This is a genomic window from Frondihabitans sp. PAMC 28766 (assembly GCF_001577365.1).
Classification (GTDB): Bacteria; Actinomycetota; Actinomycetes; order Actinomycetales; family Microbacteriaceae; genus Frondihabitans.
Map to the genome: position 1 here is coordinate 2,205,046 of NZ_CP014513.1, position 13,216 is coordinate 2,218,261.

A 13,216-nucleotide genomic window follows, 5' to 3' on the forward strand; every position below is an offset into this window, starting at 1 on the left:
CGGCTAGTCCCAGATACTGATCCAGTCGATGTCGAGGTGGCCGGAGGTGTTCTTCGGCACGGTGCCCTCGCCGATGAAGGTCTCGGCCTGCAGCGTCACGCGCATCGCCGTCGTGGGCACCGCGTTGGTGACGGTCGAGACGAGCTGGCCGTCCCAGTAGAAGCGCACCGCGTTCTTGTCCCACTCCGTGGTGGCGACGTGGTAGCCGGTGGTGTTGCTGTCGGCGAACATCTCGGTGGCGGGCATGAAGTGCATGCTGCCGTTCGCGAAGGTGCCGGGCATCGCCGAGGCCGGGCGCGGGGTCGCGCCGAGGTCGGCCTCGGGCCAGTCGATCTCGCCCTCGTTCCAGTTGTCGTCCTCCGGCCAGAACATGCCGACGAACTTGTAGCCGAGGGTCGAGTCGGCCTTGAACCGGATCGAGACGCGGCCCGTCACGTGCGGGGCGTAGTCGTCGGGCATGACGGCGGCCACCAGCGGCTGGTCGTTCTCGGAGTGCAGGTAGAAGTCGAGGTTGCCGTTCGAGACGCTGAGCACCTTGTCGGGGGCGTAGAGGCCCTGGCCGGAGGTGTCCTTGAACCCACTGTAGGTGGCCATGGTCGGGTACTTCTGCGTGAAGGTGCCGAGAGGCGCGTCGGTGTCGAAGTTTTGCGCGTAGGTCTGGTGCCATGTACGGCCGTTGGAGACGACGTCGCCGACCGGCATCGCAGCGTCAGGGGTGGTCGGGGTGAGGAGGTTCGTGGCCGAGACGGGCGTGACCTGCTTGGCGGCGGCTGTCTTCTCGGCGGCGGCTTTGGCGGCTGCTGCCGCGGCCGCTGCGGCTTTCGCCTTCGCGGCTGCGGCGGCCGCGGCCTTCGCCTTCGCGGCGGCCGCTGCTTTGGCCGCTGCCTCGGCCTTGGCCTTCGCCGCGGCCGCGGCCTTCGCTTTGGCGGCCGCTGCGGCTTTGGCGCGGGCCTGGGCGGCGGCTTTGGCCTTCGCGGCGGCAACGGCTTTGGCCTTCGCTGCGGCAGCGGCGCGAGCACGAGCGGCAGCCGCGGCCTTGACCTGCGCGGCAGTCGGGTGGGCCGCGGTCAGCTGGATGCTATGGGTCGTCGCGCTGCGGGCGGGCGCCGCGGAGGCAGGCCCGGCCTGGCCGGCCACGACGAGCCCGGCGATGATGGCGACGACCGCTGCGGTCGAACGGAATGAGACGTTCACTAGTGCTCCCTCAAGCTGCGTCCACCTCCCCGAGAGGTGGATCGTCACGAGGGACGCGAAGGCAGAAGCGGTCACCGGATGGCAGGGGCAACGCCCCGACGTCGTGCCGACGTCTGCCGTGTCCACCGTCGCCTTGCGGCGTCCGAATCGGTGGTTCCGGTGACTGCTTCTTCCCGTTTGTGCAGTGAGGCTCCCGGGGTGACCCGAACACCCTGGAGGCCTCGCTGCGTGCTTCCCTCAGCATCAAGAGTTCCACGTCGGGGGTACACGGCACAGTCCCCAACGGGGGTGTCGGCACAAGTGCGGACACGATTCGGGGTACGCCCGCTCGATCTAGCGCGGAGGTCGGGTGACGGCGCGGTGCAGCTCGTCGGCGTTCTCGGCCAGCCAGCACTGCCGGCGCAGGATCTTGTCGCCGACGCCCTCGTCCCACATCCGCCGCCAGCCGCCGCCGAGGGTGTCGGCGCGGTGGCGCATCGACCACCATGAGCGGTCGGCGATGTTCTGCGAGGTGCCCACGAGCCGGCTTCGCGACGCGGCGTAAAGCCCGTAGGCATCGACGATCAGAGCGCCCCGGGCGCAGGGGTCGGCATCGCGCAGCGCCTCCTCGCGATCGCCCGGCGGCATCCACGGCGCCCACCAGAGCAACACGTTCGAGACCTCTTCGGCCCGGGTGGCGGGGCGCGCGAGATCGAAGTCGATGAGCGACGCGGCCCGGCCATCTCGGAAGACGACGTTCTCGGGCGTCACGTCGAGGTGCCCCACCAGCTCGGGGGCTCCGGCTGTGCGGGGAGGTTGACCCGCAGGATCCTGCGGCGTCAGTTCGTGGGCCCAGCCCGGCACCCCGAGACCCGCGACGGCGTCGTCGTACCGCCGCACGAGTCGCGCCACGCTCGCCGCCCGCTCGTCATCGGCCACCCACGCCGGCCAGGGGCGGATGGCCACCTCGCCCGGCACGAAGGTGAGCACGTCCCGCCCGTCGTCGTCGATGCCGAGGTGCCGCGGCGCGCCGTCGAACCCCTGCGCCGCGAGGTGTCGCAGCAGTCGCTCGACCCCGGCCGAGGCGGGGCCGTGCGGCCGCCGCACCGTGTCGCCGCGCCTCACGAGCCCCTCCGTGACGTCCCCGCCGAGTAGCGGCGTCTCGGCGGCTCGCGGCTCGGGCTCGACGTAGCGCATGCGCCCATCCTGCCGGGCCGAGGGGGGAGTTTCTTCTGAGAGCTCGACTTCAGGTGCGCCTGAATTCAGGCAGAACTGAAGTCGACTCCATGACAAAGGTTTCTCCCGCCTGCACAGAGTTTGCAAATAGATTCCGTGGAAGAGACATTTGTGGAATGCAAAACGATGAGGGCGATCTGCCGGCCGTGTTCAGCGACCTCGTGCGGGCGCAGATCGAGCTGTGGAACGGCATCGATGCCGACCTCCGCGAGAGGGCGGGGCTCTCGCTCGCCAGCGTCGAGTCGCTGCGCGCCATCGAGACGCGACTGCGCGCCCGCGCCGGTGCCGGCGCTGCCGGCGTCGGCGTTGCCGGCGTCGGCGTTGCCGGCACGTGCCGCGTCAACGACATCGCGGCCGACCTCGTGATCACGGTCGGCGGCGCGAGCAAGATCGTCGACCGCCTCGAGTCGGCCGGGCTCGTCGCGCGCCGGGCTAATCCCGACGACCGGCGCTCGTCTCTCGTCGAACTGACCGAAGCGGGCCGCGCCGAGCTGGTGCGGGCGGGAAGCGCTTTCGACGACGCCCTGCAGCGCCGACTGGGCGACCGCCTCGACGCCGCCACCCTCGCTCAGCTGGCGCGAGCGCTCCGCATCCTGCGCTCGCCGTCCGTGCGCTAGACCTCGCCTCCCGACACCGCAACGGACCCAGGACCACCGCGGTGTCCGATCGCGAGGGTCGCCCCGCACGACCCGCTCCAACTCGAAAGGAACACCATGCCCACGAACACCATGCGAGCCGCCGTGCTCGACGCCCCCGGCACCGAAGACGCACCCGGGGCTCTCACCCTGCGCGACGTGCCCGTCCCGGATGCCGAACGAGGGCGCGTGCTGATCCGCGTGCGCGCATTCGGGCTCAACCGCTCCGAGCTGCACACGCGCATGGGGCTCGCCGACGGCGTGACGTTCCCTCGCATCCTGGGCATCGAGGCCACGGGCGAGGTCGTCGAGGCTCCCGGCGGCGAGTTCGAGCCGGGCCAGCAGGTCGTGGCGATGATGGGCGGCATGGGTCGCACCTACGACGGCGGCTACGCCGAGTACACCTCCGTGCCGGTGAGCCAGGTGATCCCCTTCACGAGCGACCTGCCGTGGTCGACGCTCGGGGCGGTCGGCGAGATGCTGCAGACGGCCTACGGTTCGCTCACGGTGGGGATGGACGCGCAGCCCAGGTCGTCGATCCTCGTCCGCGGAGGCACGTCGAGCATCGGCATGGCGGCGGCTGTGCTCGCGAAACAGCAGGGGATGACGGTGTTCTCGACGACCCGCAACCCCGCCAAGGCCGACTCGCTCACCGCGATCGGCGTCGACCACGTGCTCGTCGACGACGGCGACGTGGCCTCGCAGGTGCGCCGGATCCTGCCCGACGGCGTCGGAAGCGCCCTCGAGCTGATCGGCACGCCCACGCTGCCCGACACTCTGCGGGCCACCGGCTATCACGGCACGGTCTGCTTCACCGGCATGCTCTCGAACGAGTGGACGATCCCCGACTTCTACCCGAACGGCTACCTGCCGCGCGGAGTGCGGCTCGCCGGCTACGCGGGCGACGCCAGTGACCTGCCGGCCGACGTGCTGCAGGGCTTCCTCGACGCCGTGGCCGCGGGCCGTGCCGCGGTGCCGATCCAGAAGGTCTTCACCCTCGACGAGATCGATGCGGCGCAGGATGCCATGATCGACGGGGGCGGGGCAGGCAAGCTCGTCGTCACGACGTGACGAGCGATGGGCGCAGGGTCACGACGTGACGAGCGATGGGCGCAGGGTCACGACGTGACGAGCGATGGGCGCAGGGTCACGACGTGACGAGCGATGGGCGCAGGGTCGTCACCTAGGTCTTCGAAGCCTGCAGCACAGCTACCGCGGCGTCACCGCGATGTCCCGCCACGTCGCAGTGGTGCCGACAGTGCGCGCGGCGACGGCCCCGGTCGTCTGGCAGGACGTCGTGTCGGTGCCCGAGGCGATCGTCAGGGTCGAGCCGGTCTTCAGCTGGGCCGTCGCGGTGATCGTGCACCCGACGGCCTCGACCGTGAGGTGGTACCAGGTGTTCGTGTCGAGCGTCGCGGGCAGCGGCGCCGTGGCCAGGACGTTCGCCGTGCCGCCGCTGATGTCGACGAGGCTCAGAGTCGTCGACGAGAGCCCGGCGTAATAGCCCGTGCCTGCGTTGAGACCGGTCGCCGGGTTGGCGACCCGCACCATGAAGCCTGCGCTCGTCGTCGTGGTCGCCGACGAGTTCAGCTCGACGTCGCCGGTCAGCGAATAGTTGCCCCAGGTCGACAGCCCCATCACCGACTTCTCGCCCTGCCCGCCGGTCGTGTCGGAGTAGGTCTCGTTGGTCGAGTTGGCCGACCAGGTGCCGCCGTAGACGGTCTGCCCGCTCGTCGGCGTCGCGATGTTCGCGAACGGCGCGAGGTAGGTCGCGACGGCCGTCGACGTCGTGCCGCCGGCCGTCGCGGTGACGTTGCGGAAACTCGCCGTCGACCCGTAGTCGCGCACGCCGATGGCGCCCGAGGTGGGGCAGCCGGTGTCGGTGTAGGTCAGTGTGGTCGGGGTCGTCGTGATCAAGCCGCCGACCTGGGTGACCGACGCCGTGATGACGCAGCCCACGACCTGCACGGTGAGGTGGTACCAGGTGTTCGTCGCCGGCAGGTACGTCGCGCTCTTCAGCGCCGCATAGCCGTTGTTCTCGCGGCCGAGAGTCAAGGTGCCCGACGTGTAGAGGCCGAGGTAGTAGCCGTTCAGCGTGTCGGCGCCGACGCCGGGGTTCTGCGCTCGGAAGACGAGACCGGCCTGCGTGCCCGACGTGATCTTGACGTCGCCCTGCAGGGTGTAGTCAGTCCAGCTCGTCTGCCCCGAGACGGCCTTGTTGCCGGTGCCGCCGCCGGCCGACTCGGTGTACGTCGCCCCCGAGGCGGCCGCAGCAGTCGTCCAGGTGCCGCCGTAGTCGTTCCAGCCGAGGTCGCTGCCGGCCCACGAGTCGTCGAACGGCAGCACCCGCGCGACGGGCTGAAATTGGGCGCGGTCGACGCCTTGTCCGTGCTGTTCGAGATCACGGCGCTGAAACCCGATGAGGTTCCCGGCGTGACCGCAGCCGTCACGACGATGGCGGCGAGCAGCAGGATGCCGCTGATCCAGGCGGCGCGTCGCCGACCGACCGGTAGCCGGACGGAGCGGGGTCGCAGGAGGCCACGGGCTCGCCGAAAACCCGCTGGGCGCCTTCCGGTGCCGTGCGGCGTCGTCTCCTGATCCGACACGCCAGTCTCCTGATCGCGATGTGGTGACCGGAGCGGCTGGTGGGGCCGCCCGGTTCGACCTCACTCTAACCGGTGGGGTGCATCCGTTCGCGAGACAGCAGCGCGTATCCGCGTCACGCCGACCTCGAAGGTGTCCGGCTGGTCGTCGAGGCGGTGCAGCGCCACGACGCCGACGAGCGCGCCCGTGGAGTCACCCGCGCTGGTCTCGTGCAGGGCCAGCTGCGGCCACGCGCCGGGGGAGGGGAGACGGCCGTCGGCCTGCGCGGCGAGCAGCCGCTCGGCATCGTCCGTCGAGTAGCCGGCGGACCATGACTGGCAGCGGGCCGCCTCGGCATCCTGCCGGTCCGCGACGAACGCCGGAATGTCGACCGCCGTCAACGGCTCGAGGGTGAGGCGATCGGTGGTGAGCGACACTGCTCCCGAGGGCGGAGACATGCGTCGAGACCAGCGCTGGGCGAGCTCGGTGCCGGCCCTCGCTATGCTCGGTGCCACACCGAGCAAGGAGGCCCACGTGGCAGAAGAGACGACGGCGATCCCGTCAGTCACCCCGACCGCAGACCGACCGGCGACGAGACGGGAGACCGACTCGCTCGGCTCCCGCGACGTGCCATCCGACGCCTACTGGGGCATCCACACGCTGAGGGCGATCGAGAACTTCCCGATCGCCAACCGGCCCATCTCGGTCTACTCCGACCTGGTCATCGCGCTCGCCGTGGTCAAGCAGGCGGCGGCTCGGGCCAACGTCGAGATCGGCGTGCTCGACCCCCGCAAGGCTCACGCCATCGAGGCCTCCTGCGAAGAGATCCGCGGCGGGGCGCTCCACGACGAGTTCCGCGTCGGGGTGATGCAGGGCGGTGCGGGCACCAGCACCAACATGAACAGCAACGAGGTCATCGCCAACCGGGCTCTCGAGATCCTGGGCCACGAGCGCGGGCAGTACGAGTTCCTGCACCCCATCGACGACGTCAATCGCAGCCAGTCGACCAACGACACCTACCCGACGGCCATCAAGCTCGCGATGTCGCTCGCGCTGGCCCGGCTCGTCGACGAGCTGGGACGCCTGGCCGACGCCTTCGGGGTCAAGGGCCTCGAGTTCCGCGACGTGCTGAAGGTGGGCCGCACCCAGCTGCAGGACGCCGTGCCCATGACCCTGGGCCAGGAGTTCACCGGTTTCGCCCACACCCTCGGCGAAGACCAGCAGCGCCTCCGCGACACCCTGCCGCTGCTCGCCGAGATCAACCTCGGCGCGACCGCCATCGGCACCGGCATCACGGCCGACCCGAAGTACGCCGAGGCCGTGAGGCGGCACCTCAGCGACCTGTCGGGCATTGAGATGGTCACCGCACCCGACCTCATCGAGGCCACCAGCGACGCCGGCGTCTACATGACCGTGTCGGGTGCGCTCAAGCGCAGCGCCATCAAGCTCTCGAAGATCTGCAACGATCTGCGGCTGCTCTCGTCGGGCCCGCAGGCCGGCTTCGGCGAGATCACGCTGCCGCCGCGGCAGGCCGGCTCGTCGATCATGCCGGGCAAGGTCAACCCGGTCATCCCCGAGGTCGTCAACCAGGTCGCCTTCGCAATCGCCGGCGCCGACGTGACGGTCACCATGGCCGCCGAGGCGGGCCAGCTGCAGCTCAACGCGTTCGAGCCGGTGATCGCGAACTCAGTGCTGCAGAGCATCCAGTGGCTCACGCGATCCTGCGAGACCCTGCGCGTCAACTGCGTCGACGGCATCCAGGCCAACACCGCCCGCCTCGCGCAGCAGGTCGAGACGAACATCGGCGTCGTGACCGCCCTCACGCCGTACATCGGCTACGCTGCGGCGGCGTCGATCGCGCACACGGCCCTCGCCACGGAGACCTCGATCGCCACCCTGGTAGTCGCCGCGGGTCTCATGAGCGAAGAGCAGGTCGAGCACGTGCTCTCGCCCGCGCGCCTCTCGGGGCTCGAGGCGATCACCTCGTCGATCCCCGTCGTCACGGCCGAGCAGATCACGGCGCACCTGGCGTCGCTCGACGCCGCGCACGCCGACGAGACGACCGGCTGAATTCATACTCGCTCCGCGAGCCAGGAGGCGCGGAGAGCGCCTCCTGGCTCGCGGAGCGAGGCGGCTGCGCCGATCCTCCGAGGCCATGCTCTGTGGACAGGCCAGCTCAGTCGCCCTCGGGCACGTTCTTCTTCTCGCGCCCCGACATGGTCTGGAAGCGCGGCCTGATCTCGGGCCGGCCGTGCTCGTCGAGCACGGGCTCGCCGTAGATCCTGACCGCCTTGAGGCGCATCGTGCGCCCGTCGACCATGTCGAGCGACGCGTGACGGGCGAGGGCGAGGTTGCGCTTCGACGAGCGCAGCGGCAGCGGGATCATGCCCTCGGCTTCGACACCCGACTGCAGATAGCGCACCCGGATGATCTGCGAGTCGAGCTCGCCGCCGAGCACCAGCACGAAGTTCGAGATGTAGGCGTAGACGAGCAGCACCACCGCCCCGCCCAAGAACCCGTAGACGTGGTCGTAGTGCGAGAACTCCGTCACGTAGATCGCGAACCCGACGGTGGCAAGCCCCCAGCCGCCGATGGCGAAGAGCGCGCCGTACGACACCCAGCGCACCTGCGGGTGCTGGATCGTCGGGGTGAAGTAGTAGAGCAGCGCGATCGCCAGCACGACGAGACCCACGAGCACCGGCCACTTCAGCACGTTCCAGAGCACCACGAAGAGCTGGCCGAACCGGAATTGGTCGCCGATGGCCGTGGCGATCGACGGCGTGATCAGCAGGATCGCCGCCATGGCTGCGAACAGCACCATGATCACGAGGGCGAGCAGCAGCATCGACGAGCGGAAGCGCACGAAGCGGCGACCCTCCTGCACGTCGTAGATCACGTTCATGGCGCGACCGAACGCCGACGTGTAGCCCGACATCGACCAGAGCGTCAGCGCGAGGCCGGCCCCGAGCGTGACGCCGGGGCTCGAGAGGCTGAGCAGCTGCACGAGCGGGGTGCGCACCGCCTGCGCCGCGCTCGGGCCGATGGCGATGGTCGCGATGTTCAGGATGTCGTCGACCGCGTCGCCGTCGCTCTGGCCGAGTGCGACTGCCGAGATGACGCTCAGCGCGCCGGGGAAGACGGCGAGCGTCGAGAAGAACGCCAGGGCGGCGGCGGAGTCGATCGTCTTGTGCCGGTAGAAGCCGTGGTACGTGCGGCGCAGGGCGTATCGCCAGGGGATGGGGTCAGCGCTGCCGACGACGAGCCACCTGTTCCAGGCGGCCACGAACGGTGACGCGACCAGCAGCCCGACGAACGTGAACGTCGGCCAGAACAGCCGCGTGGCCACGCTCGCCACGGCACGGAAGAACACCCACATCGGCCGCCAGATCACGAGGATCACGGCCCACGCCGGCTGCACGAGCCGCACGAAGAAATGCCCGGTCGGCGTGATGATCTCCCCGACTCGCTGCAGGGCGAGAGCTCGGCCGGTCATGCTCCGAGACTACCGGCCCCCGGTACGCTCGGTTCATGCCGAGACGACGCCCCGAGGATCCGGCGGCCCGGCAGTTCGCGGCCGTCGCGACGTCTCTCGTCGTGATCGCCTGCTTCGCGGTCGCCGTCGTCGTCTACTTCCTCGACGTCCTGTCGCCCGATGTGCTGTTGGCCGGGGTGCTGCTGGCGGTCGTGCCGCTGGTGATCGTGCTCGTCGGGATTCACCTCGTCGACCGGTGGGAGCCGGAGCCGCGTCTGATCCTGGTGTTCGCCTTCCTGTGGGGTGCAGCCGTCTCGGTCGGGGCGGCCCTCGCGTTCGACTTCGCCGTGCAGACGGTGCAGAGCGCCCTCGGGCACGGGCACAGCGACGGGGACGATGTGCTGGCCGCGGTCGTGCAGGCGCCGATCGTCGAGGAGATCGCGAAGGGGTTCGGCGTGCTGCTCGTGCTCTGGATCTTCCGCAAGAGCTTCGACGGGCCGATCGACGGCATCGTCTACGCCGCGACCGTCGCGGCCGGCTTCGCCTTCGTCGAGAACGTGCAGTACTTCTCGGTGCAGGCGGCGCGCGAGGCCACAGGCTTCGGCGGAGACCTCACCGGCGTCTTCCTCGTGCGCGCCCTGATGGCGCCGTTCGGGCACATCATCTACACGTCGTGCACCGGGTTCGCGCTGGGCCTGGCCGCGCGGCGCACCGGGGCCCTGGGCGCGATCGGCTACTTCGTGGTGGGGCTCATCCCGGCGATCGCCCTCCACGCCCTGTGGAACGGCGCCCTGGTGGTGGTCGGCGGGTCGTTCGTCGCCTACTACGCCGCCGTGCAGGTGCCGATCTTCGCGGCGTGCGTCGTCGGCGTCTTCGTGCTGCGACGGCTCGAGCGGCGCGTTACACGGCTGCGGCTCGGCGACTACGCCGAGGCCGGATGGTTCGACGCCGACGAGGTGCGCATGCTGTCGAACGGCCGCTCGCGGCAGCGCGCCCTGCGCTGGGCCCGGCACAACGGGGTGGAGCCGCTCATGCGCACCTTCGTGTCGGATTCGACGCGGTTGGCCTCGACCCGGCAGAAGATCCTGTCGAATCGGGGCGTGGCCGCGGCACGCGCCGCTGCCGAGGCCGACGAGCAGGAGTTGCTCGCCTCGGTCGCCGCTGCGCGTGCCGCGCTCGCCGCGGCTCCCGTCGCCCCGGTGCCCACGTAGGTCGCCGGTCCGGCCGAGGCCGAGGCCGGCTACGGCGTGGGGTTGAGTCGGTCGTACTTGCGGAACGACGGCTGCAGTCGCGCCAGCAGCCCCACGAGCGCGATGATCAGTGCCCCGCCGAGGAGCGGCGGCCACACCGTGCCGGCGGCGGCGAGGAGGCCGACGAACAGGTCTCCCACTCGCGGCCCGCCGGTCACGACGACGATGAAGATGCCCTGGAGTCGGCCGCGCATGGCGTCGGGGGCGGCCGCCTGGAGGATCGTGTTGCGGAAGATCGACGACACGTTGTCGGCGGCGCCCGCTGCGGCCAGGGTGACGGCAGCACCGGCAAGGGCCGGGAGGTCGGCTGACGCCAGACCCGCCGTCAGGCTGCCGACTCCGCCGGGCCCGCGCAGCTGTGCGAGCAGAAGGACGAGGCCGAAGGCGAGGATGCACAGGCCGTACGCCGACACCGCCCAGTTGACGGCCGCACCCTGCTTTCGCACGCTGCCGAGACGCCCCGAGAAGAGGCTGCACAGCAGCGCTCCGATCGCGTACGACGCCGTGAGCACGCCCACCGTGATCGCGCCCCCTCCGATCAGCACGGCGCCGACCACCGGGTAGAGCACTCGCGGCTGGCCGAACGTCATCGCGATGATGTCGACCACGAACGTCATCCTGATGTTGGGGGAGCGCCGCAGGAAGCGGACGCCGAACATCAGCGACGCGAGCCCCGGCCGCTGCGTCTCGCCCTCGGGCCGGATCGCCGGCAGCGAGAAGATGCCGAGGAAGGCCGCAGTGAAGAGCACCACGTCGACCGTGTACGTGGCGGGGAAGCCGACGACGGCCACGAGGATGCCGGCCAGGGCGGGCCCCACCGTCAACTGCACTCCCGTGCCGATGCCGTTGAGGGCGCTCGCCGCGGGCAGCAGCTCGGGTGGCAGGAGGCGAGGGATGATGGCCGAGCGCGACGTGTTGATGATCGTCGAGGCGACGGCGTCGAGCGCCGTGAGCCCGTAGAGCAGCCCGACGTTGTCGAGGCCGAGGTAGGCGTGCAGCGCGATGCACGCGGTGGTGCCCCACGCGACGATCGCGGCGATGATGGCGACCAGCCGGCGGTCGAAGGCGTCGGCCAGCATGCCGCCGTAGAGGCCGGCGGCGATGATCGGCACGAGCGACACCACCCCGACGAGCGCCACGGCGAAGGTCGACTTGGTGATGTCGTAGATCTCGAGGCCGACGGCGACGAGCGTGAGCTGGGCGCCGATGCCCGAGATCGACGAGCCGATCCAGAGTCTCGCGAAGGCCGGGCTCTGGCGGGCGGGGGAGAGATCGACGAGGAGGCCGCGGCGGCGCGGCTTCTGATCGTGGTGTGAGGTCAAGGTTCCATTCTGCCGGTTTGCAGAGCGACACGTGTCAGGCGTAGCCTCCATACGTTCGTATCGATGACGTATCTCTCGGCGCGAACAGACGATGGGCCGGCCACTCGATTCCTCTGCAGGGAGGACGCGAGCGGTCGGTCCATCGTCACGTCTACGCTGGGACGCATGACTCACGATCCTTCGACCAAGCCCGAAATCGACGCCCCCGAGGGCCCGGCCCCGGCCGACCTCCAGACCACCGACATCACCGTCGGCGACGGTGCCGAGGCCGTCGCCGGCTCCACCGTCAACGTCCACTACGTCGGTGTCGAGTACGACTCCGGCGAAGAGTTCGACTCGTCCTGGGGTCGCGGCGAGGCTATCAACTTCCCGCTCGCAGCCCTGGTGCGCGGCTGGCAGGAGGGCATCCCCGGCATGAGGGTCGGCGGTCGCCGCACCCTCGTCGTGCCGCCGCAGCTCGCCTACGGCCCCGCCGGCTCCGGTCACCCGCTCAGCGGCAAGACCCTGATCTTCGTGATCGACCTCCTCGGCGTGAGCTGATGGCGCTCGACGCCATCACGGTTCCGACCCGCCCGCTGAACGACGGCACCGCCTTCCCGGTCGTCGGTCTCGGCACGTACGGCCTGAACGGCGACGAGGGCACGGCAGCGGTCACGACGGCACTCGAGACCGGCTATCGCATCCTCGACACCGCCCTCAACTACGGCAACGAAGACGCCGTCGGGCGTGCCGTGCGCGAGACCGACGTGCCCCGCGACGACATCATCGTCACGTCGAAGCTGCCGGGCCGCCACCACGGCTACGCCGAGGCGCTCGCGAGCTTCGAAGAGACCCGGAAGAATCTGGGCCTCGACCACGTCGATCTCTACCTGATCCACTGGCCGCTGCCGCGGATCGACCAGTACGTCGAATCCTTCAGAGCCTTCACGAAGCTGCAGGACGACGGGCTGGTCACCTCGATCGGCGTCTCGAACTTCACGATCGAACACCTCACCCGGGTGATCGACGAGGTCGGCGTCACCCCCGCCGTCAACCAGGTCGAGCTGCACCCGTACTTCCCGCAGGGTGAGCTGCGCGCCTTCCACGCGGCGCACGGCATCGCCACCGAGGCGTGGAGCCCGATCGGCAAGAAGAGCGAGCTGCTCACCGAAGGGCTCATCGCCGAGATCGCGAGCGCGCACGGCGTGACGCCCACCCAGGTCGTCATCCGCTGGCACGTGCAGATCGGCTCGGTGCCTGTACCCAAATCGCAGGATGCCGGGCGTCAGCGCGAGAACCTCGACGTCTTCGGCTTCGAGCTGAGCGACGACGAGGTGGCCCGCATCTCGGGGCTCGAGCGCGGCCGTATCTGGGGCGCCGACCCCAACTCTCACGAAGAGTTCTAGGCGCGGCGCTCGGCAGGGCCACCTGCGGCGTTGTCGTCGTCGGCAATGGCTCCGCCATGGCTCTCCTCCTCCGCCTTGCATCTGACCCTTCCGAGCACCACGCCCCCTCGGGCTCGCTCGCAGTTTCGACATCGCACGAAGTGATTAGAATTGTGAGCCG

12 protein-coding genes are annotated in these 13,216 nt (G+C 70.1%); 6 read left to right on the forward strand and 6 right to left on the reverse strand.

Annotated elements, in window-relative coordinates; all coding sequences use genetic code 11:
- Positions 1 to 3: 3 nt before the first annotated feature.
- Together AX769_RS10665 and AX769_RS10670 are read right to left on the reverse strand one after the other, a co-directional pair.
- Positions 4 to 1,194 carry a glycoside hydrolase family 16 protein gene (locus AX769_RS10665; RefSeq protein ID WP_066279035.1) on the reverse strand — a complete coding sequence of 397 codons (1,191 nt, stop codon included), beginning with the start codon at positions 1,192 to 1,194 and terminating at the stop codon, positions 4 to 6.
- A 333-nt stretch (positions 1,195 to 1,527) separates the two neighbouring features.
- Positions 1,528 to 2,370: a phosphotransferase gene (locus AX769_RS10670; protein WP_066279038.1), complete on the reverse strand. Its 843-nt coding sequence runs from the start codon at positions 2,368 to 2,370 to the stop codon at positions 1,528 to 1,530.
- Between the two features lie 155 nt (positions 2,371 to 2,525).
- Here AX769_RS10670 and AX769_RS10675 point away from each other — a divergent pair, with 155 nt between their 5' ends.
- Together AX769_RS10675 and AX769_RS10680 are read left to right on the forward strand one after the other, a co-directional pair.
- A complete protein-coding gene (locus AX769_RS10675; RefSeq protein WP_066279041.1) occupies positions 2,526 to 3,026 on the forward strand; it encodes a MarR family winged helix-turn-helix transcriptional regulator in 501 nt (166 codons plus the stop codon).
- 96 nt (positions 3,027 to 3,122) lie between these two features.
- Entirely contained in the window at positions 3,123 to 4,115 is a 993-nt protein-coding gene (locus tag AX769_RS10680) for a zinc-binding dehydrogenase (RefSeq protein ID WP_204249198.1), read from the forward strand.
- Positions 4,116 to 4,253: 138 nt separating this feature from the next.
- Here AX769_RS10680 and AX769_RS10685 read toward each other — a convergent pair whose 3' ends face one another.
- Both AX769_RS10685 and AX769_RS10690 read right to left on the reverse strand, forming a co-directional pair.
- On the reverse strand, positions 4,254 to 5,390 hold the full coding sequence (locus AX769_RS10685) for a family 16 glycoside hydrolase (RefSeq protein ID WP_066279043.1): 1,137 nt from the start codon (positions 5,388 to 5,390) through the stop codon (positions 4,254 to 4,256).
- A 320-nt stretch (positions 5,391 to 5,710) separates the two neighbouring features.
- Entirely contained in the window at positions 5,711 to 6,085 is a 375-nt protein-coding gene (locus tag AX769_RS10690) for a GNAT family N-acetyltransferase (protein WP_162269002.1), read from the reverse strand.
- Positions 6,086 to 6,128: 43 nt separating this feature from the next.
- On the opposite strand from AX769_RS10690, the gene AX769_RS10695 reads away from it, so the two are divergent.
- Positions 6,129 to 7,697, forward strand: coding sequence for an aspartate ammonia-lyase (locus tag AX769_RS10695; RefSeq protein WP_082764051.1), 1,569 nt, complete (start codon positions 6,129 to 6,131; stop codon positions 7,695 to 7,697).
- Between the two features lie 106 nt (positions 7,698 to 7,803).
- Here the strand turns inward: AX769_RS10695 and AX769_RS10700 are convergent, their stop codons facing one another.
- Entirely contained in the window at positions 7,804 to 9,120 is a 1,317-nt protein-coding gene (locus tag AX769_RS10700) for a YihY/virulence factor BrkB family protein (protein WP_157887573.1), read from the reverse strand.
- A gap of 35 nt (positions 9,121 to 9,155) precedes the next feature.
- Here AX769_RS10700 and AX769_RS10705 point away from each other — a divergent pair, with 35 nt between their 5' ends.
- Positions 9,156 to 10,310: a PrsW family intramembrane metalloprotease gene (locus AX769_RS10705; protein ID WP_066279047.1), complete on the forward strand. Its 1,155-nt coding sequence runs from the start codon at positions 9,156 to 9,158 to the stop codon at positions 10,308 to 10,310.
- A 29-nt stretch (positions 10,311 to 10,339) separates the two neighbouring features.
- Here AX769_RS10705 and AX769_RS10710 read toward each other — a convergent pair whose 3' ends face one another.
- Positions 10,340 to 11,671 (reverse strand): MFS transporter, encoded by a 1,332-nt coding sequence (locus tag AX769_RS10710; RefSeq protein WP_239451757.1) that lies wholly within the window; start codon positions 11,669 to 11,671, stop codon positions 10,340 to 10,342.
- A 165-nt stretch (positions 11,672 to 11,836) separates the two neighbouring features.
- Between AX769_RS10710 and AX769_RS10715 the strand changes: the two genes are divergently transcribed.
- Complete coding sequence (locus AX769_RS10715) at positions 11,837 to 12,211, forward strand: FKBP-type peptidyl-prolyl cis-trans isomerase (RefSeq protein ID WP_066279049.1); 375 nt, start codon at positions 11,837 to 11,839, stop codon at positions 12,209 to 12,211.
- Entirely contained in the window at positions 12,211 to 13,056 is an 846-nt protein-coding gene (locus AX769_RS10720) for an aldo/keto reductase (protein WP_066279051.1), read from the forward strand. The genes AX769_RS10715 and AX769_RS10720 overlap by 1 nt, the downstream gene beginning before the upstream one ends.
- Positions 13,057 to 13,216: the final 160 nt, after the last annotated feature.